This is a genomic window from Nonomuraea rubra (assembly GCF_014207985.1).
Classification (GTDB): domain Bacteria; phylum Actinomycetota; class Actinomycetes; order Streptosporangiales; family Streptosporangiaceae; genus Nonomuraea; species Nonomuraea rubra.
In genome coordinates this window covers 8,562,431-8,587,332 of record NZ_JACHMI010000001.1, presented here as the reverse complement: position 1 = coordinate 8,587,332, position 24,902 = coordinate 8,562,431, and the positions used below count along the sequence as shown (strand labels likewise).

The window sequence follows — 24,902 nt, the reverse complement described above, 5'->3', positions numbered from 1 at the left end:
GCCGGTCCCAAGGGCCCACGCCTGGCCGGTCCGGAGGTCACGCGTAGCGCTGGGACTCCAGGAGCCAGTCCAGGTGCGCGCGCGGCGCGGCCAGGTAGGCGCAGGCGACCTTGCTGACGTCCCTGGCCGCCTTCGGCGCCAGGTCGTCCAGCGGCAGCCGCCTGGCCGCCTTGCGCATGTCCTGGCAGCGCGCGGCGATCCGGTCCAGCACCCAGGCCGTCGCCTCCCGCTCGCCCAGGCCGAGCTGCCGCATCGCCAGCACCACGAAGTTGTGCACGTCGCCCCGCTCCTTCGGCCGCGAGGCCACGTCGTTGCACCAGGCGGTGACGTCGCTGCAGGCGTCCACGAGCTGCCGCCACGGGTCCGACTCGTGCACCCAGACCGGCACCTCCACCCGCAGGCACGGCTCCACCAGGTCGTACAGGTAAGGGCCGACCGTGCCCCTGCGCAGCGCCGGGTACTCCTCCAGCGTCGGCATCCGCCCCGCCGCCCGGTTCTCCGCCTCGGCCCGGCAGGCGTCGTACTGGCGCTGCAGCCCCACCGCGAACCTGGCCCGCCACTGGTCGCTCATCCGCACGCTCGTCACGCGCCACAGGTCGGCGAAGGCCGCCTCCAGCGGATGGCAGGACGTGCCCTTGAGCATGCCGTGGAAGATCTCCAGCGGGCCCGACCGCTCGTCCAGCTCGTCGTCCAGGTGGAACAGCCACGTCAGCCACTGCGCGAACAGCGCCGCCGCGGCCGCGTCGAACTCGGCGAACGCCCGGCCCGCCATCCGGTGGTAGCCGACGCCCGGGTCGGCACGCAGGCCGGAACGCCTGGCCCAGTCGATGACCGCGGCCTCGATCGCGTACACGGCCGGGTGCATCCTGCACGGCGCCGCCATCGCGGGCACCCGCTCGGTGAGCGGCAGCAGCGCCATCGCGGCCGAGCCGCCCCTGCGCGGCAGCGGCAGCAGGGACGACAGGGCCGAGCGCAGGGCGGTGCGGACCGTGGCGAACACGGTCGTGGTGGCGGCGGTGCTCACGCCGTCCTTGGAGGCGCTCTTCACTGGAGTGTTCTTCACCGTGCTGTTCACAGGGGCCCGAAAAGCCAGTTGCCGGCGGCGTTGGGGTCGTCGCCGCGGTAGTAGTCGGCCGCGGCCACGACCAGCTCGTCCACGGTGAGCGTGCCCCTGCCCGACCGGTCCAGGCGGTCGAACGCCTCGTCCACGTCGTCGTAGGCCACCCCGAACGCGCACAACATCGTGCGGAACTCGCCCGGCCCGATCTCCCCGTCGTCGTCGCCGTCGCACAGCTCGGCCACCGCGACCGTGGCCGGCCTGAACACCGGGTCGTACTGGTCGCCCGTGACGAACGCCGCCGTCATCCCCCGCAGGAAGTCCGGGCGCGCGATGCCGGAGTCGCCGTCGCGCTCCAGCGTCTCCGACAGGGTGGACCAGATGCGGTCGAAGCCGTCCACGAGACTCGCCCCGGCGACCGAGGTGGGGGACTCCCCGAAGCCCACCAGGATACGGGCGCCCAGCCCCAGCAGGTCCTCGCGCTCGACGACGCCGTTGCCGCTCGCGTCGATGTGGTCGAACGCCCGATCGAGCTTGTGATTGAGCAGGTCGATAGCCACCAATGCCTCCCCCGAGACTGACTGCGTGATCACAGTAAGTCGGGGCGGGCCCTTTGTCAGCGAGGCTCGCACCGGCACCCCCCGTAACGTGTGCGAAACACGGACACGGCATGCTGGTGTGTACGCCTGTACTGTCCGTACGAACGAGGGGATGCCGTGGACCGCCAGCAGGAGTTCGTGCTCCGCACGCTCGAGGAACGCGACATCCGGTTCATCCGGCTGTGGTTCACAGACGTGCTCGGCTTCCTCAAGTCCGTCGCGATCGCGCCCGCCGAGCTGGAGGGGGCCTTCGCCGAGGGCATCGGGTTCGACGGCTCGGCCATCGAGGGCTTCGCCCGCGTCTACGAGTCCGACATGCTCGCCAAGCCCGATCCGGCCACGTTCCAGATCCTGCCGTGGCGCAGCGAGACGCCGGGCGCGGCCCGCATCTTCTGCGACATCCTCATGCCCGACGGCACGCCGTCGCACGCCGACCCGCGCTGGGTGCTCAAGCGCACGCTCGCCAAGTGCGCCGACATGGGCTTCACCTTCTACACCCACCCCGAGATCGAGTTCTTCCTGCTGAAGAACCGTCCCGAGCCCGGCCAGCGGCCCGAGCCGATCGACTCCGGCGGCTACTTCGACCACACGCCCCACAGCTCGGGCCACGACTTCCGCCGCCAGGCGATCATGATGCTGGAGTCGATGGGCATCTCCGTCGAGTTCAGCCACCACGAGGGCGCGCCCGGCCAGCAGGAGATCGACCTGCGCTACGCCGACGCGCTCACCACGGCCGACAACATCATGACCTTCCGCCTGGTCATGAAGGAGGTCGCGCTGGAGCAGGGCATCTGGGCCTCGTTCATGCCCAAGCCGTTCACCGAGCACCCCGGCTCCGGCATGCACACCCACATGTCGCTGTTCGAGGGCGACCGCAACGCCTTCTACGAGGCCGGCTCCGACTACCGGCTGTCCAAGATCGGGCGCTCGTTCATCGCGGGGCTGCTGCGGCACGCCGCCGAGATCACCGCCATCACCAACCAGTGGGTCAACTCCTACAAGCGGCTCTGGGGCGGCGCCGAGGCCATCGCCGGGCAGGGCGGCGAGGCCCCCTCCTACGTGTGCTGGGGCCACAACAACCGCTCGGCCCTGGTCCGGGTGCCGATGTACAAGCCGCACAAGGGCGGCTCGACCCGCATCGAGTTCCGCTCGCTCGACTCGGCCTGCAACCCCTACCTGGCCTTCGCGCTGATCCTGGCCGCCGGGCTGAAGGGCATCGAGGAGAGCTACGAGCTGCCGCCCGCCGCCGAGGACAACGTCTGGACGCTGACCAGCGCCGAGCGGCGTGCCCTGGGCATCCAGCCGCTGCCCGGCTCGCTCAACGACGCCATCGAGGTCATGGAGCGCAGCGAGCTGGTGGCCGAGACGCTGGGCGAGCACGTCTTCGACTTCTTCCTGCGCAACAAGCGCAGCGAGTGGCGCGAGTACCGGCGCCACGTCACCGAGTTCGAGCTCGGCCGCTACCTGCCCGTGCTCTGACCTGCTCCGACCTGCCCTGACAGTGGGCCCCGCCGTGGCGGCGGGGACCGTCGGGGGTCAGCCCCAGAACTCCCGCACCTCGATCGGGAGCGTGCTCGCCGCGGCCATCTTGCGCCCCCAGGCGAGCGCCGCGTCCCTGTCGGGCGCCTGGATCACGGTGAAACCGCCGATGTGCTCCTTGCCCTCGGTGTACGGGCCGTCCGTGGTGAGCACCTCGCCGCCGCCGCGCGGGTCCAGCACGACCGCCTCTCCGGGCGGACGCAGGCCGCCGGAGAAGAGCCAGGCGCCGGCGGCCCTCATCTCATCACCCAGCGCGTCGAGGTCACGCATGATCGGTTCGAGCACCTCGGGGCCGGGCGGCTCGCCGTCGGGCTGGTAGATGGTGAGCACGTATCGCTGCATGGTTCGCTCCTTCCCTTCAGCCCTTGTACGAACGGCGCGGGCTCGGATCGACACCCGGCGGCGGATCGAACACGATCGCCTCCAGCAGCCCCGCCTCCGCCCGGTTCACGATGTACGCCCCTGCCGCCGGAGCCGGGTCACCGCCCTTGACCCGCGCGAGCAGGCAGTCCCACCTGCGCTGGTGCCGGGCGAACGTCCTGGGCGCCACCACCCTGCCCCTGGCCCGCTGCCCCGCCAGCGCCTCGCCGGGCGGCGCGTCCAGCAGGAGCAGGTGGAAGTCCGCGCCGTGCCGGCGCGCCAGCCAGGCGAAACCGCGCAGCACGTACGGCCCGCAGCCCCGGTTGTGCGCGACCACCGAGTGGCCCTGGGTCAGGGCCTGGCGGATGCGGGTCAGGTGGGTGACGAACACCACGGCGCGGCGCACCGGATAGGGCGCCCAGGTGATCCTGCCGTCCCAGTGCCGCCTGGACTGCGAGGAGTCGATCACCACGACCGTGCCTGAGGTGACGGGCAGGCTCTCGGTGCCGTGCAGGTCGTACAGGCGCCGCAGCAGCGTGGTCTTGCCCGCCCCCGGCAGCCCCGTCAGGATGACCAGGGCACCCGGCGGATATCGCAGCCTCGCCCCCACCACGCGCAACACCCTCCCGGCCCGGTCCGCCCTACGCTACCTCTGCCGCGCCAGCATAGGGCGTCTGATACCAGCCTCTCCGAGGATGGGCCGGGACGCGCACGACACTCCTTGATCGAGGAGAATCCGCCGTTTGGTCGCGGCAGGCGGGAAACCTCGTTAAGGTACTGCCGACGCCTTGATCGGCCTCACTCCCGGAGCGGTTCGGAGTGAGGCCGATTTTCGTTGCTTCTGACCCCCGAGTCACATCCGAGCGATGTGCGGCGCCTAGCGTCTCGTTACCCGGTGGGGGAAGTTTCGGGCCCGTTCAAGGCGTTATGGAGACGTACCGAGCGGCCACCGGACCCCCGCATCCTAGGTAAACCGGGTGTCCAGTAAAATCGGCCTGCTCTTTATGATATTTCCGGACTTTTCGCCTGGCGTGGCGATATAGGAGGGTGTGGCATGACGACGGCTGCCCTGCAGACCGTGTTGACCGTTCCCGAGCGCTTCCGTGGTCCCGTCGGCGTCGCCAACGGCGGCTGGATCGCCGGCACCATGGCCGAGGCCGTGAACGGTGGCCGATCAGCCGTCGAGGTCACGCTGCACGCCCCCACGCCGCTGGAGACGGAGCTGAGGCTGGAGCACGTCGCCAACACGGTCTCCCTCTCGCACGGCGACAAGCTGCTGGTCGAGGCGATCCCCGTGGCCGAGGAACTGCAGGGCCCGGGGTTCGTGCCGTTCAACGACGCCGCCCGCGCCGAGGCCGGGTTCGCGGGGCTGACGGCGCACCCGTTCGCGGAGTGCTTCGCCTGCGGTCTGCGCGAGCCCGGCGACGGCCTGCGCATCTTCCCCGGCCCGGTGGAGGGCACCGACCTCGTGGCGGCCGGCTGGCGGGTGCCGTTCACCGTGACCGGCGAGGACGGCGTGCCCGCCTCGATCGTGGGCGCGGTGCTCGACTGCATCACCGGCTGGGCGCACTTCGGCCCCGGTGAGAGCGCCCTGCTCGGCCGGCTGGCCGTGCAGATCCACCGCCCGGTGCTGCCCGGCGGCCGCTACTCGGTGGTGGCCCGCCCGACCGGGCGCGACGGCCGCAAGATGTTCGGCCAGAGCGCCATCTACGAGGCGGACGGCACGCTGGTCGCCGCCGCCCGCGCCACGTGGATCGCTCCACGCTAGAACGTTCCCCGGCGAGCACGTGCGCGAAGGCCCCCGAACCATCCTCGGGGGCCTTCTTCGTGCGCCGAGTGACCTGCTCAGGCGGAGATGCGCGGGCCCGTTACGGTGGCCGGCGGCCTCAGCCGGGGGAGGTGAGGCGGTCCACCACCGTGGCCACGCAGCGCTCGTCGAACAGGATCGTGTAGTGGTTGCAGTCCGGCACCACCTCGTCCCGCAACCCCGGCAGCAGGTCCGTCCACGGCCGTGCCAGCTCGTCGGGCAGCATCCCCGTCGGCTGGTCGAGTAGCCCGCGTGGCGCCCTGAGCAGGTACAGCGGCGAGGTGATCGCCCTCAGCGCCGCACCGATGGCCTCCCGCTCCAGATGCAGCCACCGTCCGTCCTCCAGCACCGCCTCGCCCGCCGCCCGCGACCGCAGCGCGCCCTCGGGCCCCGTCAGGTCGTAACGTACGTACGCCTCCACGTCGGCGTTCCAGCGCCCGGCGAAGGCGGGGTGCGCCTGGAAGAACTCCACGTACGCCTGCGCCGAGGGGAACGTCTGCCGCAGCCGTGCCAGGGCCGGCCCCAGCACGGCCTCCAGTGCCGCGTCCGGGTCCATGCCCTCGGGGATCGGCGGCAGCGGGATCCCGCCGTCCACCAGCACCACCCTGGCGAACTCGCGCCGCGCGGCGGCCAGCGCCGCGACGTACGCGCCCATGGAGTGCCCCGTGAGCACCGCGTCCGGTCCCGCTCCGACGTGGTCGGCCACGCGCAGCACGTCCTCGGCGTGCCTGGGCAGCCCGTACGGGCCGGGCAGGGACGCGCTGTGCCCGCGCCCGCGCAGGTCCACGGCCACCAGTGACCAGCCGTCAGGGAGCCGCCGTCCCACCGCGGCCCAGGCCATCAGCGACGCCGTGATGCCGTGGACGGCGATGATCGTGCGCGGTCCGGTGCCGAACGTGGCGATGCGCAGCCCGTCGACCTCATCAATCCTCATAAACACCACATAATTACGCATATGCGAATCACCGTCATCGAACACGAGGCCGAGGCCGGGCTCGGCTACCTCGCGCAGTGGCTGGGGCTGGACTGCGAGGTCGTGCGGCCGTACCTGGGAGAGGACGTCCCCGCGCGGGCGCGGGACGGGCTGATCGTGCTCGGCGGCGCGGCGGCCGCCTGGGAGGACGAGCGCAGCCCCTGGCAGCCCGCCACCCGCGACCTGCTCCGCCGGGCCGTCGATGACGCCACCCCCACCCTGGCCGTCTGCCTGGGCGCGCAACTGCTCACCATGGCCTGCGGCGGCACCGTCGAGCGCGGCGCGAACGGCCTGGAGGTCGGCGCCCGCGAGGTGGTCGCGCTGCCGGCCGCCGCCTCCGACCGGCTGCTGTCGGGCATCGGGAGCCCGGGCAGCACGGCCGTGGCGGTGCAGTACCACCAGGACGCCATGACGCGGCTGCCCGACGGGGCGGTGCCGCTGATGACCGGCTCCCAGTACCCGAACCAGGCCTACCGGCTCGGCGAGGCGGCGTGGGCGGTGCAGTTCCACCCCGAGGCCACGCCGGAGATCTTCGCCTCGTGGACGGCGGACTCGGACCTGGACGCGGCCGAGGACCTCAACGCCGAGGTCAAGGCCGCCGAGAGGGCGCTCGTGGCCACCTGGCGCCCGGTGGCGCGGGCGTTCGCCGGCGTGGTCAGGAACGGCTGAGCCCCACCCGCCGCGCGCCCTGCCGGCCGGTGCGGCCGTACCTGCCGGTGAGGGCGTGCGCGAGGGCGTGCACGCCCGCCAGGACCAGCGGGAACGCCGCCACGGCCGCCCTGGGGCCGCGTGACGGCACCCCGGCCCGCCGCAGCCGCCGCCACGCCCACACCGAGTACGGGATCACCACGACCGGCGCCGTCACCACCCCCGGCGTGTACCCCCGGAACAGCGCCGCCTGGGCGAGATGCACCACCCCGTGCACTCCGAACCCGGCCAGCGCCGCCTGGAACACCGCGCTCCGCCCGCCCGTACGCGCCCCCAGTCCCGAGGCCACGGCCATCACCCCGCCCATCAGCCCGATGGCCGCGTTCGCGTGCGCCTGCGACACCTCCAGCCGCTCCCACGGCATCCCCGGCAGGCGCTCCTCCAGCCGGGGCCGCGCCGCCCGCGTCCACCGCGCCATGGTGGCCAGTTCCTCGGCGTCGTGCACCACCCAGGCGGCCAGCAACCCCCACGCCACCCCTGCGGGAACCCGTCCCATCCTGCCCTCCTCGCAAAACGCAACGCAACGTTGCGTTCGCATGCTACGACGAAACGGGCATGAGCTGTCAAGATGGAGGGGTGCCCAGGATCGAATCCACCGCCGCGAGGCTCGCGAAGCTCGGCTTCGCCGACGGAGCCAGGGCGGCGCAGCTCGTCGGCCAGTCGGAGGCCGACCTGGACGACATCCTGGAGTCCCTGGTCGACGTGGCCGACCCGGACCAGGCCCTGGTCTCGCTGACCCGCCTGATCGAGCGCGAGCCGGCCGTGCTCGACGCGCTGCGCTCCGACGAAGGGCTCAAGGGCAGGCTGCTGGCCGTGCTGGGCGTCAGTGCCGCGCTCGGCGAGCACCTCGTGCGCCATCCCGGGCAGGTGGCCCGGCTGGCCGAGCCCGCCCTCGGCGAGGCCAGGGCCGAGCTGCTGCGGGCGGTCGGCGCCGAGCCGGGCGAGAGCGAGCCGCGCGCGGCCGAGGGCGGCAACGGCGCGCTGACGGCGCTGCGCGTGGCCTACCGGGGCCGCCTGGCGCACCTGGCCGCCCGCGACCTCAACGGCCAGGCGACGCTCAGCGAGGTCACCGCCGAGCTGTCCGACCTGGCGGGCGCCGCGCTGGAGGCCGCGCTCGCCATCGCCCGCACCGAGGTCGAGGCCGAGGAGGTCCGCTTCGCGGTCATCGGCATGGGCAAGTGCGGCGCCAGGGAGCTGAACTACATCAGCGACGTCGACGTGATCTTCGTGGCGGAGCCGAGGGAGGGCGCCGACGAGGCCAAGGCGCTACGGGCCGCCACCCGCCTGGCCCAGGCCATGATGCGGGCCTGCTCCGCGACCACCCCCGAGGGCTCGTTGTGGGAGGTGGACGCCGGGCTGCGCCCCGAGGGCCGCTCGGGGCCGCTGGTCCGCACGCTCGCCAGCCACCTCGCCTACTACCGCCGCTGGGCCAAGACCTGGGAGTTCCAGGCGCTGCTCAAGGCCAGGCCCGTGGCGGGCGACCTGGAGCTGGGCGCCGCCTACGTCGAGGCCGTCAACGAGATGGTCTGGACGGCCGCCACCCGCGAGCACTTCGTCGAGGACGTGCAGGCGATGCGCCGCCGCGTCGAGGCCCACGTGCGCGCCGAGGGCGAGCGGCAGCTCAAGCTCGGGCCGGGCGGGCTGCGCGACATCGAGTTCGCGGTGCAGCTCCTGCAGCTCGTGCACGGCAGGCTCGACCCGCTGCTGCGCCGCAGGGGGACGCTCCCGGCGCTGGCGGCGCTCTCCAGGGGCGGCTACGTCGCCCGTGACGACTCGCGCGGGCTGGCGGAGGCGTACTCGTTCCTGCGGCGGGTCGAGCACCTGCTGCAGCTCCACCGCCTGCGGCGCACGCACGTCGTGCCCACCGGCGAGGCCGACCTGCGCAGGCTGGGCCGGGCGCTGGGTATGCAGGCCGACCCGGTGGGGGAGTTCACGGCGCGGTGGCGGCGGCACGCCATGGAGGCGCGGCGGCTGCACGAGAAGCTGTTCTACCGGCCGCTGCTGCAGGCCGTGGCGCGGCTGCCGGAGTCGGAGGCGCGGCTGTCCACCGCCGCGGCGGCGGCCCGGCTGGAGGCGCTCGGCTACGTCGACCCCAGGGGCGCGCTGCGCCACATCGCGAACCTGTCCACCGGCGTGTCCAGGCGGGCCGCCATCCAGCGCACGCTGCTGCCGGTCATGCTCGGCTGGTTCGCCGACACGCCCGACCCCGACGCGGCGCTGCTCGGGTTCCGGCAGGTCAGCGACAAGCTGGGCAGCACGCCGTGGTACCTCCGGCTGCTGCGCGACGAGACCGCCGTGGCCGCCAGGATGGCCAGGGTGCTCGGCACCAGCCGCTACGCCACCACCCTGCTCATGCACGCCCCCGACGCGGTGGCCATGCTGGGCTCCGACGAGGAGCTGGCCGTACGCCCGCCGGAGGCGCTGCTCGGCGAGGCGTCCGCCGCGGTCGCCCGGTATACCGGCGACCCCGAGACCGCCGTCACGGCGGTGCGGGCGCTGCGGCGCAAGGAGCTGTTCCGCACGGCCGTGGCCGACCTGTCCGGCCTGATCGACATCGAGACCGTCGGCACCGCGCTGTCGCGGCTCAACGACGTGACCCTCCAGGCCGCGCTCGACGCCGCACTCGGCAGGGCCGCCGGCGTCACCTCCTTCGCGATCATCGCCATGGGCCGGCTGGGCGGCATGGAGTGCTCGTACGCCAGCGACGCCGACGTCATGTTCGTGCACTCGCCGCTGCCCGGCGTGGCCGAGCGCGAGGCCACCGACGCCGCCTTCGCCGTCGCCAACGAGCTGCGCAGGCTCCTGTCGCTGCCCGCCCCCGACCCGCCCCTGCCCATCGACCCCGACCTGCGCCCGGAGGGGCGCCAGGGGCCGCTGGTGCGCACGCTGGCGTCGTACCGGGCCTACTACTCCCGCTGGTCGTCGCCGTGGGAGTCGCAGGCCCTGCTGCGGGCCCGCTTCTCGGCCGGGGACGCCGAGCTGGGGGCGGCGTTCATCGCGATGATCGACGAGCTGCGCCACCCGCGCCACGGCCTGCGGGAGGACACGGTCAGGGAGATCAGGCGGCTCAAGGCCCGCATGGAGGCCGAACGCCTGCCGCGCGGCGCCGACCCCGCCCTGCACACCAAGCTCGGCCCCGGCGGGCTGTCGGACGTGGAATGGGTGGCCCAGCTCCTGCAGCTCCGGTACGCCGGCACGCACCCGTCGCTGCGCACCACCCGCACGCTGGAGGCGCTGCGGGCGGCCGTGGGGGAGGAGCTGCTGGCGCCGGCCGACGAGGCGGTGCTGGCGGAGGCGTGGCGGTTCGCGTCTCGGGTGCGCGACGCGATCATGCTGGTGAAGGGCCGGCCGGGAGACAGCGTGCCGCGCGACGCGGGGGAGCGCAGGATGCTCGCCCAGACGCTCGGCTACCCGCCGGACGGCTCGGAGGACTTCCTCGACGACTACCGCCGCGTCACGCGGCGGGCCCGCAAAGTCGTGGACCGGGTGTTCTACGGCGCCTGATCACCGGCATTGCGGGGCCACACCGCGTGGTGGTATCAATGCGCCGTGTTATCCGTTTACGTGGATTTGGCCCTCGGCCTGGTCGTGGCGTTCCTGCTGCTGTCGCTGCTGGTGAGCGGCCTCAACGAGCTGTTCGTCCGGGTGCTGTCCATCCGCAGCAAGTTCCTGTGGGCCTACCTCAGGGACACCCTGGACGGCGTCGGGGACACATCGCCGTCGTGGCTGCCCGCCAGCGTCCGGGACGTGCTGCTGGCCCTGCCGTTCGGGCGCGATCCCCGGCCGAGGCACAGCGACAGGCCCGCCCCCGCCGACCCCGGCCGGCTGCCCGAGGCGAGGACCGGCGAGTCGATCATGAACCTGCTCTACGAGCGGGTACGCGAGATCGACCACGCCAAGCGCGGCAGGACCAGCATCGCCAACCTGCCGCCCGAGCGCTTCGCGGTCGCGGTGATGGAGCTGGCCGCGATGGAGAACGGTGACATCCCGGAGTTCCTGAGGAAGCTGCACAAGATCGGCAGCCCTCTGTACGGCCATCTCAAGGGCGTGTGGGAGAGCGCGCAGGGCGACCTCGACCGGTTCAGGAAGGGCGTCGAGACCTGGTTCGACGGGGAGATGCAGCGCCTGTCCATGCTGTACAGGCGCTACGTCAAGTGGGTGCTGGCCGTGCTGGGCGTCGTGGTGACGCTGCTGTTCTCGATGGACGGCTTCGAGTACGCCAAGACGCTGCTGCGCGACAACGCCTTCCGCTCCTCGGTCACGGCCGTGGCGGAGGCGGGGCCGGACGCGTACGAGGAGCTGAGGCGGCAGTGCACGGGCGAGGCCCCGGTGCCCTGCGTGACCGAGCTGCTCAGCGAGCCCGCCCTGGTCAAGATGATGGGGCAGGCGATGGTCAGCGTGTCGATCCCTGCGCAGGGCGAGCCGAGCGTGCAGGGGAACCTTCCCATGTGGTGGGACCGGATCAGCACGCCGAGCCACTGGCCGGGCTTCCTGCTGACGTACGTGGCGCTGCTGTTCGGCGCGCCGTTCTGGTGGGACGTGTTCCGCCGCATCACCGGGATCAGGTCGCGGCGCTGAGCCGCCTGCCGCCCGTGGCCGCCAGGGCGATCACGTCGGCCAGGGCGGACAGCTCGTCCGGGTCGTCGGTGAGCCGGGCCGTGGCCAGCCGCAGGTGGTGGGCGGCGGCGGGCTCGACCACGTAGCGGCTGCCCGGCGCGACCGAGATGCCGTGCGCGGCCAGCGTGACCAGGGCGGCCGGCTCGTCGTGCACCGGCACCCAGAGCACCAGGCCGTCGCCGCCGCCCGTACGCACGCCGCGCGCCGCCAGCTCCGCGGCCAGCCGCGCGCGGCGCCGCGCATACACCTCGCGGGCGTGCGCGACGCGCTCGCGCACGCCCGCGTCGCCCAGCAGGTGGGCGAGCGTGTCCTGGAGGATCCGGCTGGTCCAGCCGGTGCCGAAGCTGCGCAGCACGCGCACCCGCTCCACCGCGTCCGCCGCCCCGCCGATGACGGCGATGCGCAGGTCGGGGCCGTGCGACTTGGAGTACGAGCGCACCAGCACCGTACGGCCCGGAAACCGGGCCCCCATGCTGACCATCGGCGAGACCGACAGCTCGCCGATCCCGTCGTCCTCGACGATGAGCGTCTTGGCGGGCTCCAGCAGCTCCGCCAGCTCGGCCGAGCGCGCGGGGGTGACGGCGTGGCCGCACGGCGACTGGCCCCGCGGCTGGTAGACGAAGGCCACGGGCCTGGCCCGCAGCGCCTTCTCCAGCGCACCCGGGATGGGGCCGTGCTCGTCGCAGGCCACCGGGACGATCTGCACGCCGACCCGCTCCAGGATGTCCAGCAGCCGCGCCCCGGTCGGCTCCTCGATCGCGATCCTGTCGCCCGGCAGGGCCGCGGTCTGGCAGAGGAGCTGGACGGCCTCGTACCCGCCGCCGACCGCCAGCCAGCCCTCCGCATGGAACGGCCAGTCCGGCTCGACGGCGGCCCGCAGCCGCGGCGTGATCGTCGCGCGGGCGTAGTCGTTGAGCCCGTCCGCGCGGGCCGCCGCGGCCAGCGCCGCCTCCAGGGGCGGGAGCAGGGCCGTGTCGGGGGAGGCGATGGTCAGGTCGATGGCCAGGCGGTCGCCCCAGTGGCCGAGGCGTTCGTACCGGATCGGGCGGGGCACCTCCGGCGGGCCGAGCACCACGGTGCCGCGGCGCCGCTCGGTCCTGATCATCCCGTGTTTGCGCAGCTCGGCCCAGGCGTCCGCGACCGTTCCCGAGCTGACGCCCAGCTCCCTGGCCAGGCCGCGGACCGTCGGCAGGCGCGTCTGCGCCGTGACCGTGCCCTCCCTGATCAGGTCGGTCAGGGCGGCGGCGATCCCGCGCGCGCTCGGATCGGCGATGCGCTGCGCCAGCCATGCGGTGTCCACTTTGTCCCCCTGTAAATCTTTGTTCAGCAACAAAGATCTTCTTGTGTGGCTTGCATGGCTGAACATATGGTTTCTGGCAATTAACGGCAACTATTGCCCGTTTGGGGTGCTTTATGGCAAATATCCGCCTTGCCGTGCGGGATTGGGACCACCTCGTGCCGGTCGTGACAGGGGTCGTCCGGCCCGAGGGGTTCGAGCTGGAGATCGAGTCCCGTGCCGTCACGCCCGACGTGCTCGGCGAGCCCGGCCTCGACGGAGGGGAGACCTCCTTCAGCCGGTACGTGCTCGGCCGCGCCGCCGGCGACGACCGGCTCGTGGGGCTGCCCGTGTTCGTGATGCGCGGCTTCCGGCACCGCTGCGTGCTCGTCCGCCGCGACAGCGACCTGACCTCGCTGGACGAGCTCAAGGGCGCCCGCATCGGCCTGACCGGCTGGCCCGACTCCGGCAACACCTGGACCCGCGCGCTGCTGCGGGACGCCGGGGTGGACATCGAGGGCATCGAGTGGACGGTCGGCCCGCTGGTGGCCGGCGAGACCGGCAAGGACCGGACCGGGCCCGTGCCGCTCCCCGGCAACGTCTCGCTGACCGGCGACGGCCTGGCCGAAGGGCTCGCGGACGGCCGGTACGACGCGATCATGACGCCGTTCATGCCGCCGGAGTTCTTCACCCCCGGCAGCCGCCTCCGCCACCTGCTGCCCGACCACCGCGCCGCCGAGCTGGCCTACTACCAGCAGACCGGCTTCGTGCCCGGCATCCACCTGATCACGCTCAAGCGGGAGACCGCCGAGCGCCACCCGGAGCTGCCCGGCGCCGTGCTGGACCTGTTCGAACGCTCCAAGCGGCACTGGCTGGCCCGGCGGCGGCTGCTCACCGACACCACGCCGTGGCTGCTCGCCGACCTGACCGAGACGGCCCGCACCTTCGGCCAGGACTGGATGCCGTACGGCGCCGCGCCCAACGCCCCGATGGTGGCCGCGTTCTGCGAGGAGCTGCACGCGCAGGGCATCTCGGGCCGCCCCATCGCCCCCGAGGAGGTTTTCCCCGCATGAGGATCGCCGTAGGACAGTTCGCCTCCGCGGAGGACTGGGCCGTCAACCTCAAGACCTGCCAGGAGCTCATCGACGGAGCCGTGGCGGGCCGGGCGGACCTGCTGGTCCTGCCCGAAGGAGCGCTCGCCCTCTTCGTGGACGAGCCCGTACGCATCCGCGAGGCCGCCCAGCCGCTGGACGGCCCCTTCGTCAGCGGCCTGGTCGAGCACACGCGGGGCAGCGGCACCACCGTCGTCGCCGGCGTGCACGTGCCCGAGCCGGACGGCCGCGTGTCGAACGTGCTGGTGGCGGCCAGGGACGGCGAGATCGTCGCCACGTACGTGAAGCTGCACCTGTACGACGCGTTCGGGCGCCGCGAGTCCGACAACGTCGTCCCCGGCGCGAACGCGCCCGTCGTCTTCGACTGCGCCGGCTGGAAGGTCGGCCTGATGACCTGCTACGACGTGCGCTTCCCCGAGCTGGCCAGGCTCCTGGCCGACCAGGGCGCCCAGGTGCTCGCGCTGCCCGCCGCCTGGGTGCGCGGCCCGGCCAAGGAGTGGCACTGGGAGGTCATGGTCACCGCCCGAGCCCTGGAGAACACCTGCTACGTGGCCGCCTCCGGCGAGTGCGGCAGGCGCAACATCGGGGCCAGCATGGTCGTCGACCCGCTCGGCATCACCAGGGCCCGCCTCGGCGAGGCGCCCGGGCTGCTGTGGGCCGACGCCTCCGCCGGCGAGCTCGCCGCCGCCCGCCGTACCCTGCCCGTCCTGGAGAACCGGCGCTTCGCGGTGGACCCGCGACTGGACCCGCGACCGGACCAGCGGCCGGACCCGCGGCCGGACCCGCGGCCGGACCAGCGGCCGGACTCGCGACTGGACCCGCGATTGGAGCCGCATGTCTAAGCCCGTGACCGCGTTGCTCGCCGCCGCCGTTCTGCTCATGGCCGGTTGCGGCGCCAACCCGCCGGAGGCCGAGGGCGTGCTGGAGCCGGCGGGGCAGCCCTCCGCCGCCGCCCAGGCCAAGGACCAGGCCCTGTACGACCGCCTGCCCGACAAGGTCAAGCAGGCCGGCAGGCTGATCTCGGTCAACAACGGCTCGTTCCCGCCGTACGAGATCGCCGGCGCCGACGGCAGGTCGCTGACCGGCGCCGCCGCCGACATGACCGAGGCGCTCGGCCAGGTCCTCGGCGTGAAGATCGAGCACGTCACCGTGGACGGCCTGCCCAGCTCGTTGACCGGCATCGCCTCCGGCCGCTACGACTTCGCCATCGGCCCCGTGGGCGACTTCCCCGACCGGCAGAAGAACAACGACTTCGTGGACTGGGTCAAGGAGTACGTCGTGTTCGCGGTCCCGAAGGGCAACCCGGACCGGATCGGCTCGGTGGCCGACACGTGCGGGCTGAAGATCTCGGTCATGGCCGGCGGCTCCGCGGAGGCGGTGATCAAGGGCCAGTCCGCGGCCTGCGTCAAGGAGGGCAAGCAGAAGATCACCGTGCAGTCGTACAAGGACCAGCCCACCTCGGTGCTGGCGGTCAGCTCGGGGCGGGCGGACGCGTTCTTCTCCTCCCAGGCACCGCTCACCTACTTCGTCGACCAGGCCGGCGGCAAGCTCGAACTCGCCGGCAAGGGCCGGCCGAACGGCTTCGACGACCTCTACCAGGGGGCCGTCGTGGCCAAGGACTCGCCGCTGCGCGACGTGCTCAGGGACGGCATCCAGAAGCTCATGGACAACGGCACCTACGACCGGATCATGGCCAAGTGGAAGACCTCCGACAACAAGCTGGACCAGGCCGGAATCAACCTGGCGAAATCATGAGCGAACCTCCCGAGATCGACGTCGCGGGCGCCGCCCGCACCCGCCACCCCCTGCGCTGGGTCGCCTCGGCCGTGCTGCTCGTGCTGGCCGCCCAGCTCGTCAGCCTGCTCGTCACCAACCCCAACTTCCAGTGGGACGTCGTCGGCCGGTACGTCAACGCGCAGCTCATCGGCCAGGGCATCTTCACCACGCTGCTGCTCACGGTGATCGCCATGGCCGCGGGCGTCGCGCTGGGCGTGCTGCTGGCCGTCGGACGGCTGTCGGAGAACCCGGTGGCGCGGGCCGCCTGCGGCCTCTACGTCTGGTTCTTCCGGGGCACGCCGGTGCTGGTGCAGCTCGTGCTCTGGTACAACCTGTCGTACCTGCTGCCGGAGATCTCCTTCGGCATCCCGTTCGGGCCCGAGTTCGTCAGCGCCGACACCAACCAGCTCATCACGCCGCTGCTGGCCGCCATCCTGGGGCTCGGGCTGAACGAGGGCGCGTACATGGCGGAGATCATCCGCGGCGGCCTGATGTCCGTGGACCCCGGCCAGACCGAGGCCGCCTCCGCGCTCGGCATGAGCAACGCCCGCGCGTTCCGCCGCATCGTGCTGCCCCAGGCCATGCGCTTCATCATCCCGCCCACCGGCAGCCAGGTCATCAGCATGCTGAAGGCCACCTCCCTGGTCAGCGTGATCGCGCTGGCCGACCTGCTCTACACGGTGCAGTCCATCTACAACCGCACCTTCCAGACCATCCCGCTGCTGATCGTCGCGTGCGTCTGGTACCTGGTGATCACTTCGATCCTGTACGTCGGCCAGTCGTTCATCGAGCGGCACTACGCGCGCGGCGCCACCAGGAACGCCCCGCGGAGCTTCTGGGCCTTCGCGACCTTCCGCCGCCGCCGTCCCTCGGAGGTGACCCCGTGAGCGTCCCCATGGTGCGCGCCCGCGCCGTACGCAAGCACTTCGGCCACCTGGAGGTGCTCAAGGGCATCGACCTGGACGTGCGGCCCCAGGAGGTGGTGGTCGTCCTCGGCCCGTCCGGCTCCGGCAAGTCCACGTTCCTGCGCTGCGTGAACCACCTGGAGACCATCGACGGCGGCTCCATCCACGTGGACGGCGAGCTGATCGGGTTCGAGGCGTCCGGCGGGAAGGTGCGGCACCTGCGCAAGAAGGAGATCACCCGGCAGCGCAGGGAGATCGGCATGGTCTTCCAGCAGTTCAACCTGTTCCCGCACATGACCGTGCTGCAGAACGTCGTCGAGGCGCCCGTCGGCGTCCGGGGCGAGCCCCGCGACCAGGCCAGGGAACGCGCGCACGCCCTGCTGCGCCGCGTCGGCCTGGAGGACAAGGCGGGCAACTACCCCCGGCAGCTCTCCGGCGGGCAGCAGCAGCGCGTCGCCATCGCCAGGGCCCTGGCCATGCGGCCCAAGCTCATGCTGTTCGACGAGCCGACCAGCGCGCTCGACCCCGAGCTGGTCGGTGAGGTGCTGGCCACCATGAAGGGCCTGGCCGAGGACGGGCTCACCATGATCGTGGTGACCCACGAGATCGGGTTCGCGCGGGAGGTGGCCGACCGCGTCGTGTTCATGGACGAGGGCGTGGTCGTCGAGTCCGGCACGCCGGCCGAGGTGCTGGACGACCCGAGCAGCCCGCGGACGAAGGCGTTCCTCAGCCGCGTACTCTAGGCCGGATGGAGACCGAACGGCTCATCATGCGCAGATGGCGCGAGGAGGACCGGGCGCCCTTCGCCGCCATGAACGCCGACCCCGAGGTGATGGAGCACTTCCCCGCACGGCTCACGCGGGTGGAGAGCGACGAGCTGATCGACAGGATCGAGGAGCAGTTCGACCGGCTGGGCTACTCGCTGTGGGCGCTGGAGGTGCGGGAGAGCGGGGAGTTCATCGGCTTCACGGGGCTGGCGCTGCAGACGTTCGAGGCGCCGTTCCTGCCCGCGGTGGAGATCGGGTGGCGGCTGGCGCGCCCGGCCTGGGGCCACGGGTACGCGATCGAGGCCGCCAGGCGGGCGGCCAGGTACGCCTTCGAGGAGGCGGGGCTCGACGGCCTCATCTCGATGACCGCCGAACGGAACCTGCGCTCCCAGGCGGTGATGCGGCGCCTGGGCATGACCAGGGATCCGGCCGAGGACTTCGACCATCCGCGCGTGCCCAAGGCCAGCCCGCTGCGCCGCCACGTGCTCTACCGGCTCACCCGGCCGTAGCCGGCGTCGTACGGACTCACCCGGCCGTAGCAGGCCGGCCGCCGTCACGCGGTGCTGAGGGCGTACAGGACGTCGCGGAGGGACGCCTCGCGGGCGCGCATCCAGACCAGCCGCAGCGCGAGCGGCGGCGCCTGGAGATCCAGCTCCACCAGCGCCCCCGAGTTCAGATCCGTCCCGAGCGCGAAGTCCGGCAGCAGCGCCGCCCCCAGCCCCTGCCTGGACCACTCGCGCGCGGTGGCGATGCTGGTCAGCTCCCTGCGCGGCACCTCCACCCCGAACACCTGATCGGCCGCCAACCGGATCGAGCAACCGGCCGGGCTGACGAGCAGCGGCTCCCGGTCGCCGCCGGGCGCCGCGACCAGCGACAGCCGGACCTCGCCCAGATCCAGGTGGTCCATCCCCGCAGGCCGGTCGAACCCCAGCCCGCCGACCCGGTCACCCAGGTCCAGCAACAGCGCCGCGTCGAGCCGGCCGCCCGCCACCGCCTCCAGCAGCGGCCGCCTGGTGAGCGACTCGACGCTCACGTCCAGGTCGGGGCGGCGCTCCGCCAGGCGGCGGACCACGGCGGGGAGCCTGGCCGCGGCCAGCATCTCCAGCGCCCCTATCCGCACGCGGCGGCGCGCGCCCGTCACGGCGCGCCGCACCTCGTCAGCGTGGTCCAGCAGGCCCTGCGCCCGGGCCAGCAGCGCGCTGCCCGGCTCGGTCAGGCGCATGCCCCGCGGCGTCCGTTCGAAGAGCACGACACCGAGGCCGGCCTCCAGCCTGCGCACCTGCTCCGACACCGAGGCGGGGGCCAGGCCCAGGCGGTCGGCGGCCGCCGTGACGGAGCCCGACGCCGCCACCGCCACGAACCCCCTCAACTGCCGCAACTCCACACATGCCAGCATACGGCTTTCCCGAACGCTCCCCGCGGCTCAGCCTGTTGAGCGGCAGGGCCGCGTTTCAGCAGGCTGGGGCGCATGTTCGGTTTCTCCCTCGCCTACTTCCTGGTGATCCTCGACACCACGGTCCTGACGATCGCGCTGCCCGACCTGCGGGCCTCGCTCGGCGGATCGCTGGCCGGCCAGCAGTGGGCGGTGAACGCGTACACGGTCGCCTTCGCCGCCTGCCTCCTCACCGGGGGAGCGGTCGCCGACAGGTACGGCGCGGCGCGGATCTTCAAGCTCGGCGTGGCGTCCTTCGGCGTGATCTCGCTGCTGAGCGCCGCCGCGCCGGACCTGGGCGTGCTGATCGGCCTGCGCGCCCTGCTGGGCGTGGCGGGCGCGCTCTGCACGGGCGGCTCGCTCGGCCTGCTGGCCGAGCTGTTCCCCGAGCCCGCCGCGCGGGCCCGCGCCACCGGCCTGTGGGCGGCCATCACCGGCAGCGCGCTCGCGGCCGGCCCCCTGATCGGCGGCCTCCTGGTCGACCTGTACGGCTGGCGCGCCGTCTTCCTGCTCAACCCGCCCATCGCCCTGATCAGCCTGCTGGCCATGCGCAAGGTGGTCTCGCCGCGCGGCAGCCGGGTGATCGACTGGTGGGTCCAGATCCTGGCCTGCGCCTTCCTCGGCCTGGTCGCCGAGGCGCTGATCGGCTCCGCGCCCGTGGCCGCCCTGCTGTCCCTGGCCCTCCTCGCCGGCCTGGTGCTGGCCGAGCGGCGCAGCCACGCTCCCGCCCTCCCCGGCGGCCTGCTCGCCGCCACCTGGCCGGAGCTGCTGGCGGGCACGGCGGCGAACTTCGCCTTCTCCGGCGCCCTGTTCGTGCTGACGCTGCTCCTCCAGGACACCCGCCACCTGAGCCCGATGGCCACCGGGCTGGCGTTCCTCCCGCTCACGCTGCCCATGACGGTGAACCCGCTGCTCACCGGCCGCCTGGTGGCCCGCTACGGCCCGCGCCCGCCGATACTCGGCGGCCTGGCCCTCATCGCGGCGGGCCTGGCCGGGACGGCGCTCACCGGCGTGCTGACGCCCTGGCTGGTGGTGCTGGGCTTCGGCCTGTCGTTCGTGCTGCCCGCCCTGATGGCCGGGATGATCAACAGCGCCCCGCCCGGCACGGCCGGCACCGCCGGCGGCGTGCTCAACGCCTTCCGCCAGGTCGGCGCGACCCTCGGGGTGGCGGTCATGGGCGTCATCGGGCGGCCCCTGCTGGTGGCGGCCGTCCTGGCGGCGCTGACCTGCGCGGGCTACGCCCTGGCCGCGCGCCGTGCCCGCCACCGCCTGACGGGGTGACCGGAGTAAGGTGAGAGGTCCGGCGGGAGCGGCCACGACGATGGGGTGCACGTGTTCTTCCAGCATTCGAGCGACATCTGGCGGGATTTCCCCGAGCTCGTCCCGGGGGCGCTCTACGCCGAGGGCATCACCGCCGACGCCGTCCCCGGCGCCCGCATCGCCGCGCACGCCGAGCGGGCCACCGCCCGGCTGGCCGGCGCCTCCGAGGGCGAGCTGCCGGAGGTCCAGGCGTGGCGGCGCACCTTCACCAGGATGGGGCTGAAGCCGACGCAGTACAGGTGCGCCTCCGAGGCCCTGCTGCGCCGCTTCAGGAAGGAGGGCTCGCTGCCGCGCCTCCACCCCCTGATCGACCTGTGCAACGCGGTCTCCATCGGCTACGCGATCCCCATCGCCGTCTTCGACGTCTCGCGGATCACCTCGTACGTGGAGGTGCGGCACGCCGCGGGCGACGAGACGTACCTGACCTTCGGCGGCGAGACGGAGCACCCGCCGGCGGGCGAGGTGATCTTCGCCGACGCGGAGGGCAGGGCACACGCCCGCCGCTGGACCAACCGCCAGAGCGGCCACTCGGCCGTGCGCGACACGACGGCGAACGTGCTGATCGTCGCCGAGGCCCTGCACGACACTGCGGCCAGGGACGTGGAGTCGCTGCTGGCCACGCTCACCGACGAGCTCAACGGCCTGTGGCCCGTCACCCCGAAGTCGGCAATCCTGACCCCCGCGGCTCCCCGCTTCGAGTTCCCGGGTCAGTAAGCTCCGCGCCGGCGAGTGTCCGGTCGGTGAGGCCGTACAGCACGGCGTCGGCGAGGGCCTCGGCCTGATCGGCGGGGGAGAAGAGCTCGGGGCAGGCCGGCCAGGTGGCCGCGGGGCCGTTCACCGACATCATGATCGCCGGCGCGGCGGCCTCGGCCCACAGCTCGCTGATCGTGGCGAGGTAGAGGGCGGCCTTGTCGTGGAAGTGGTGGTAGGCCGCGCCCCTGGTCACCCCGGCCCGCTCGGCGATCCCCGCCAGGGTGGCGGCGGCGTACCCGCGCTCGGCGAACACGGGCAGGGCGGCGCGTAGCAGCGCCTGCCGGGTCCTGGCCGCCTCTTCAGCCGTACGTCGCATGCCAGCGCCCTCTCACGGTCCGCGACCCTTACATACATACATGTGTGTATGTATAGTGCCGGCCCATGCTGTGGCGGCCGGCGGACGGGGAGACGTGGCCGACGGGCGGGAGAGGTGATCGACGGGCGGGGCCGCACGCTCCTGCCCGGGCTGAGACATGATGTCGGACCCCGCCGGAATCGCGCCCCTGCGCGCGCCGAACCCGGCCGGCGCCGAGCTGCGCACGGCGGGAACCGCCGCCACCGTCCCCGGCGGCTACGGCTGGTACCTGGTGGACCAGGGCCACCTGCCGCCCTTCCCCGCCCTCACCGGCCCGGACGAGGCGGACGCCTTCGTGGCCGCCCGGCTCGCCGAGGGCTCCGACCACCTCAAGATCCTGCTGGACGACGGTGCCACGACGGGCATGCCCACCCCGTCCATGGCCGTGGAGACGGCCGCCGCGCTGGTCTCGGCGGCCCACGATCGCGGCTGGCTCGCCATCGCCCACGCGCTCACCGCGGAAACGGCCCGCCAGGCGGTACGGGCGGGCGTGGACGTGCTCGGCCACGTGTTCGTGGACCGCCGGGACCCGGCGCTCGCGTACGAGCTGGGCGGGACCGCGGTGGTGCCGACCCTGGCCGTCCTGGAGGAACTGTTCGGCGCGAGCGGATCAGAGGCCGCACGCCCGCAGGCCGCACCCCCGCAGGCCGGGGCTCCGCAGGCCGGGGCTCCGCAGGCCGGGGATCCGCAGGTCGCGGGCCCATTGGCCGGAGGCAGGTTGCTGGCGGCGGACCCGCGGGTGGCCCCGCGCCTGACGGAGCACTCGCGCCGCATGCTCACCATGGGCCCGTTCCCGCTGCCCGGCGGGGCGCGCCACGACCTGAGGGTGGCCTACCGCACGGTCGCCGAGCTCCGCGACGCGGGCGTCACCCTGCTGGCAGGCTCCGACGCGTCGAACCCCGGCACCGCCCACGGCGCCACCCTGCACCGCGAGCTCGCCCTCCGGCTCCGGGAAGTTCGGCGACTCGCCGGCCGCGTCCGGGCCGTTCCCGGCCTGGACGGGGCGGTCAGCGCGGAGCGGCCCTCCCCGCCCGGGACGGGGAGGGCCGCTGACTGCCTAGCTCTCGCAGTTGACCTCGGTCTCGGCCGAGCACGAGTCGACGCCGTCACCGCCCTGGGCGCTGTCCACGCCGGCGTTGCCGGACAGGAAGTCGTTCCCGGGGCCGCCGTCGAGGAAGTCCCTGTCGGACCCGCCGGAGAGTCTGTCGACCCCGGCGTTGCCGATCAGGGTCGTGTCGATGGTGGAGGCGCTGACGCGTACGACGTCGTCACCCGACCCCATCCTGGCCTGGACCGACAGCTGCGTGGCCGGGCAGGACACGACGGCCCCCAGCTGGACGCAGGGGGCGCCGCCGGAGGTGACAGCGTGCAGGACCGAGCTGATCCGCACGCTGTTCCCCGATTGCACGACATCGATGCTGTCGTTGCCGGTCGTGCCCTGGATGATCACGATCCCGCCGACGACCCGGGCCGTGGCCCCGGCCGCGTGTGCGGGGGCCGCCAGGGCGGCCGTGGCGCCGAGGGCGGCGGTGGTCAGCGCGAGCGCGGCGAACTGCCGGCGAACACGGAACATGGGATTTCTCCTGAATCTTGTTCACGGAATTTCGTACGCCGTGAAGTGAAGCAGGAGGTTCTTCGGCGATCCGCGTCTTAATCCAGGAACCAGGTGTGCTCTGCGGTATTTCGCGGCTAGCTGCGCGCCTCGTACGGAATGATCTCCGACAGGGCGGAGGCCCCGCCGATGCCGTAGTCCACGCGCAGTCTCAGGAACCGGGCGGAGACGCCTTTCAGGTCCACGTCGTTCGGTTCCGTGACGCGCCGCCACTCGACCCGCTCGACGTCGGTGAACGTCGTGCCGTCGGTGCTGACCTGCACCATGCCCTCGAGGACGGTGCCGTTCATGTTGGAGCGCAGCTTGGGCTGGAACCGCACCGCGGACAGCGTCCTGACCTTCCCCAGGTCGACCGTGATGTAGTGGGGCTGCGGCGCGACCTCCGGGTAGTAGGAGTGGTAGTCGGTGAGCGGGTTCCCGTCCACGGCGTTCCCCGGGTCCCCGATGCCGGGCTTGAAGGTGGTCGCGGTCGCGCTGAGCTCGGACGGGGGCACGCGGACGCCGTCCGGGGTCGCATGCCAGACCTCGCGCGGGTCCGCGGGCCGCTCGTTCACGGCGGGCCGGTCGGGGCCGGTCCCCTTGCCGCGGATCAGCACGTCGGTGATGACCGAGCCGTGGTCGGAGTAGAACGGGTAGGGCTGGTCGAGCCGGCTGTCCTGGTGCCGGGGCAGGCGCCGCACGTCGGTGCGGGAGCCGAGGACGCGCACGTCCCTGCCGCGCGCCCAGACGTAGTCGATGCGGCCGGGCGTGGCCAGGTAGCCGCTCAGCGGGCTGAAGGTGCTGCCCGGGTAGCGCCCGGCGTCGGGGTTGGCGTAGCGGAAGGTGTCGACGAAGCCCGCGTCGTTGTACAGCTTGGTGTACGGCCACGGCAGCACCAGGCCCCCGTGCCCGCGCGCGTTCGCGAACTGCGCGGTCCAGTCCTCATGCGGCAGGGCGTTGAGATCCCCGCCCATGAGCACCGGGGCGTCGTCGTCGCCGATGAAGGACGGGATGGCCTTCTCCAGGATGGCCTTGCCCATAGCCATGCGGCGCTGACGGTCGTTGTCGAGGATCTGCTCGGTCGTCTTCGTCCGGGGCAGGCCGAACAGGTTCTGTATGGCCGCGTCGTGACTGTCGTGGCGAGCCGGGCCGTCGTGCCAGGTCCAGAGGCTGAACGCGTGGACGTGCTGCCCGTTCGGCAGGCCCAGCCGGGCGCCGCCCAGGTTGAAGGAGGAGATGTCGGCGTCGGCGTAGCGCGGGTAGACCTTCTCGATCTCGAGCTTGGTGTACAGCCACAGGTTGTCGCCGTTGACGCTGTAGTCCTCCGGCGTGGTGAGCTGGACCGCGGAGAAACGGTCGTCCGCCGCCCGCCCGGCGTTGAGCCCGTCCAGGATCTTCTGGCCGGATCCGTACGCCTCGACCACGAAGAAGACGTCGGGGTCGACCTCGTTGAGGTACTCGATCAGCTGCGTCAGGTTCTCGCCCGTCGTCTCCTGGCGGTTGATCGTGCCGCCGACGAACAGGTTCCACGCCATCAGCCGCAGCGGCGTGCCCACGAACTTCTCCGGCATGGAGCTGACCTTGACGTCCACCGTCACGTCCTGCTCGGGCAGGACGAAGGGCCGGCTGCGCACCTGCCCCTCACGGCTGTAGACGGTGTCACGGGCCCAGACCTGGTCACCGCTCCTGACGGTGGTGCTGAACTCCTCCACGTGGCCCAGGCGATGCCTGGCGGTCGTCACCACCGTGCAGGTGCTGCCGGGCCGGTCGCCGTCGCAGTCCAGCCGGTACGTGGCGGGGACCGGCACGGCGGGCCGGTAGGCGATTCGCCCCGGCACGGGATCGGCGGCGGCGGGCGCCGGGGCCAGTAACCCGGCGAGGACCAGGGCGGCGGCCATGGACGGGACGGATCTGCGCATGAGCTGTCCTTCGTGAGGGGGTGTGGTTCGGAAGGG

The 24,902-nt window shown here is 72.8% G+C and carries 25 protein-coding genes; 13 read left to right on the top strand and 12 right to left on the bottom strand.

Features of this window, described 5'->3' with window-relative positions; translation table 11 throughout:
* Positions 1 to 37: 37 nt before the first annotated feature.
* Entirely contained in the window at positions 38 to 1,063 is a 1,026-nt protein-coding gene (locus HD593_RS39070; RefSeq protein WP_185107051.1) for a terpene synthase family protein, read from the bottom strand.
* Between the two features lie 8 nt (positions 1,064 to 1,071).
* Positions 1,072 to 1,617 carry an EF-hand domain-containing protein gene (locus HD593_RS39065; protein WP_185107049.1) on the bottom strand — a complete coding sequence of 182 codons (546 nt, stop codon included), beginning with the start codon at positions 1,615 to 1,617 and terminating at the stop codon, positions 1,072 to 1,074.
* A gap of 156 nt (positions 1,618 to 1,773) precedes the next feature.
* Here HD593_RS39065 and HD593_RS39060 point away from each other — a divergent pair, with 156 nt between their 5' ends.
* A complete protein-coding gene (locus tag HD593_RS39060; protein WP_185107047.1) occupies positions 1,774 to 3,135 on the top strand; it encodes a glutamine synthetase family protein in 1,362 nt (453 codons plus the stop codon).
* Between the two features lie 57 nt (positions 3,136 to 3,192).
* On the opposite strand, the gene HD593_RS39055 is transcribed toward HD593_RS39060, so the two are convergent.
* On the bottom strand, positions 3,193 to 3,537 hold the full coding sequence (locus HD593_RS39055; protein WP_185107045.1) for a YciI family protein: 345 nt from the start codon (positions 3,535 to 3,537) through the stop codon (positions 3,193 to 3,195).
* A 16-nt stretch (positions 3,538 to 3,553) separates the two neighbouring features.
* On the bottom strand, positions 3,554 to 4,168 hold the full coding sequence (locus HD593_RS39050) for an AAA family ATPase (protein ID WP_312904022.1): 615 nt from the start codon (positions 4,166 to 4,168) through the stop codon (positions 3,554 to 3,556).
* Between the two features lie 441 nt (positions 4,169 to 4,609).
* On the opposite strand from HD593_RS39050, the gene HD593_RS39045 reads away from it, so the two are divergent.
* Complete coding sequence (locus HD593_RS39045; RefSeq protein ID WP_185107041.1) at positions 4,610 to 5,323, top strand: PaaI family thioesterase; 714 nt, start codon at positions 4,610 to 4,612, stop codon at positions 5,321 to 5,323.
* Between the two features lie 118 nt (positions 5,324 to 5,441).
* Here the strand turns inward: HD593_RS39045 and HD593_RS39040 are convergent, their stop codons facing one another.
* Positions 5,442 to 6,296 carry an alpha/beta hydrolase gene (locus tag HD593_RS39040; protein ID WP_185107039.1) on the bottom strand — a complete coding sequence of 285 codons (855 nt, stop codon included), beginning with the start codon at positions 6,294 to 6,296 and terminating at the stop codon, positions 5,442 to 5,444.
* A 21-nt stretch (positions 6,297 to 6,317) separates the two neighbouring features.
* Here HD593_RS39040 and HD593_RS39035 point away from each other — a divergent pair, with 21 nt between their 5' ends.
* Positions 6,318 to 7,004 carry a type 1 glutamine amidotransferase gene (locus HD593_RS39035; protein ID WP_185107036.1) on the top strand — a complete coding sequence of 229 codons (687 nt, stop codon included), beginning with the start codon at positions 6,318 to 6,320 and terminating at the stop codon, positions 7,002 to 7,004.
* Here HD593_RS39035 and HD593_RS39030 read toward each other — a convergent pair.
* Entirely contained in the window at positions 6,991 to 7,539 is a 549-nt protein-coding gene (locus HD593_RS39030; RefSeq protein ID WP_185107034.1) for an HXXEE domain-containing protein, read from the bottom strand. The two genes, HD593_RS39035 and HD593_RS39030, sit on opposite strands and share 14 nt — an antisense overlap.
* A gap of 80 nt (positions 7,540 to 7,619) precedes the next feature.
* Between HD593_RS39030 and HD593_RS39025 the strand changes: the two genes are divergently transcribed.
* Together HD593_RS39025 and HD593_RS39020 are read left to right on the top strand one after the other, a co-directional pair.
* A complete protein-coding gene (locus tag HD593_RS39025; RefSeq protein WP_312904021.1) occupies positions 7,620 to 10,547 on the top strand; it encodes a bifunctional [glutamine synthetase] adenylyltransferase/[glutamine synthetase]-adenylyl-L-tyrosine phosphorylase in 2,928 nt (975 codons plus the stop codon).
* A gap of 60 nt (positions 10,548 to 10,607) precedes the next feature.
* Positions 10,608 to 11,621 carry a hypothetical protein gene (locus HD593_RS39020; protein WP_312904020.1) on the top strand — a complete coding sequence of 338 codons (1,014 nt, stop codon included), beginning with the start codon at positions 10,608 to 10,610 and terminating at the stop codon, positions 11,619 to 11,621.
* Here HD593_RS39020 and HD593_RS39015 read toward each other — a convergent pair.
* Positions 11,605 to 12,960, bottom strand: coding sequence for an aminotransferase-like domain-containing protein (locus HD593_RS39015; RefSeq protein ID WP_221525194.1), 1,356 nt, complete (start codon positions 12,958 to 12,960; stop codon positions 11,605 to 11,607). The two genes, HD593_RS39020 and HD593_RS39015, sit on opposite strands and share 17 nt — an antisense overlap.
* A gap of 134 nt (positions 12,961 to 13,094) precedes the next feature.
* Between HD593_RS39015 and HD593_RS39010 the strand changes: the two genes are divergently transcribed.
* The 6 genes from HD593_RS39010 to HD593_RS38985 are packed head-to-tail and all read left to right on the top strand — an operon-like array spanning position 13,095 to position 18,005.
* Positions 13,095 to 14,009, top strand: coding sequence for a substrate-binding domain-containing protein (locus HD593_RS39010; RefSeq protein WP_221525193.1), 915 nt, complete (start codon positions 13,095 to 13,097; stop codon positions 14,007 to 14,009).
* Positions 14,006 to 14,890, top strand: coding sequence for a deaminated glutathione amidase (locus HD593_RS39005; protein ID WP_185107024.1), 885 nt, complete (start codon positions 14,006 to 14,008; stop codon positions 14,888 to 14,890). The genes HD593_RS39010 and HD593_RS39005 overlap by 4 nt, the downstream gene beginning before the upstream one ends.
* Positions 14,883 to 15,803 carry an ABC transporter substrate-binding protein gene (locus HD593_RS39000; protein WP_185107022.1) on the top strand — a complete coding sequence of 307 codons (921 nt, stop codon included), beginning with the start codon at positions 14,883 to 14,885 and terminating at the stop codon, positions 15,801 to 15,803. The genes HD593_RS39005 and HD593_RS39000 overlap by 8 nt, the downstream gene beginning before the upstream one ends.
* A complete protein-coding gene (locus HD593_RS38995) occupies positions 15,800 to 16,711 on the top strand; it encodes an amino acid ABC transporter permease (RefSeq protein ID WP_185107020.1) in 912 nt (303 codons plus the stop codon). Before HD593_RS39000 ends, HD593_RS38995 begins: the two co-directional genes overlap by 4 nt.
* An 8-nt stretch (positions 16,712 to 16,719) precedes the next feature.
* The gene (locus HD593_RS38990; protein WP_185112396.1) at positions 16,720 to 17,472 is read left to right on the top strand and encodes an amino acid ABC transporter ATP-binding protein; all 753 of its coding nucleotides are present in this window, start codon (positions 16,720 to 16,722) and stop codon (positions 17,470 to 17,472) included.
* A 5-nt stretch (positions 17,473 to 17,477) separates the two neighbouring features.
* Complete coding sequence (locus tag HD593_RS38985) at positions 17,478 to 18,005, top strand: GNAT family N-acetyltransferase (protein WP_185107018.1); 528 nt, start codon at positions 17,478 to 17,480, stop codon at positions 18,003 to 18,005.
* Positions 18,006 to 18,049: 44 nt separating this feature from the next.
* Here HD593_RS38985 and HD593_RS38980 read toward each other — a convergent pair whose 3' ends face one another.
* Positions 18,050 to 18,880 carry a LysR family transcriptional regulator gene (locus HD593_RS38980; protein WP_312904019.1) on the bottom strand — a complete coding sequence of 277 codons (831 nt, stop codon included), beginning with the start codon at positions 18,878 to 18,880 and terminating at the stop codon, positions 18,050 to 18,052.
* Between the two features lie 84 nt (positions 18,881 to 18,964).
* Here HD593_RS38980 and HD593_RS38975 point away from each other — a divergent pair, with 84 nt between their 5' ends.
* Positions 18,965 to 20,209 carry an MFS transporter gene (locus tag HD593_RS38975; RefSeq protein WP_185107014.1) on the top strand — a complete coding sequence of 415 codons (1,245 nt, stop codon included), beginning with the start codon at positions 18,965 to 18,967 and terminating at the stop codon, positions 20,207 to 20,209.
* 51 nt (positions 20,210 to 20,260) lie between these two features.
* On the top strand, positions 20,261 to 20,962 hold the full coding sequence (locus tag HD593_RS38970) for a B3/B4 domain-containing protein (protein ID WP_185107012.1): 702 nt from the start codon (positions 20,261 to 20,263) through the stop codon (positions 20,960 to 20,962).
* On the opposite strand, the gene HD593_RS38965 is transcribed toward HD593_RS38970, so the two are convergent.
* From HD593_RS38965 to HD593_RS38950, 4 genes are all read right to left on the bottom strand, one after another.
* On the bottom strand, positions 20,901 to 21,317 hold the full coding sequence (locus HD593_RS38965; RefSeq protein WP_185107010.1) for a TetR family transcriptional regulator: 417 nt from the start codon (positions 21,315 to 21,317) through the stop codon (positions 20,901 to 20,903). The two genes, HD593_RS38970 and HD593_RS38965, sit on opposite strands and share 62 nt — an antisense overlap.
* Positions 21,318 to 21,572: 255 nt before the next feature.
* Entirely contained in the window at positions 21,573 to 21,812 is a 240-nt protein-coding gene (locus tag HD593_RS38960; RefSeq protein WP_185107008.1) for a hypothetical protein, read from the bottom strand.
* A 601-nt stretch (positions 21,813 to 22,413) separates the two neighbouring features.
* Positions 22,414 to 22,929 carry a calcium-binding protein gene (locus HD593_RS38955; protein ID WP_185107007.1) on the bottom strand — a complete coding sequence of 172 codons (516 nt, stop codon included), beginning with the start codon at positions 22,927 to 22,929 and terminating at the stop codon, positions 22,414 to 22,416.
* Between the two features lie 116 nt (positions 22,930 to 23,045).
* Positions 23,046 to 24,866, bottom strand: coding sequence for a discoidin domain-containing protein (locus HD593_RS38950; RefSeq protein WP_185107005.1), 1,821 nt, complete (start codon positions 24,864 to 24,866; stop codon positions 23,046 to 23,048).
* Positions 24,867 to 24,902 lie beyond the last annotated feature (36 nt).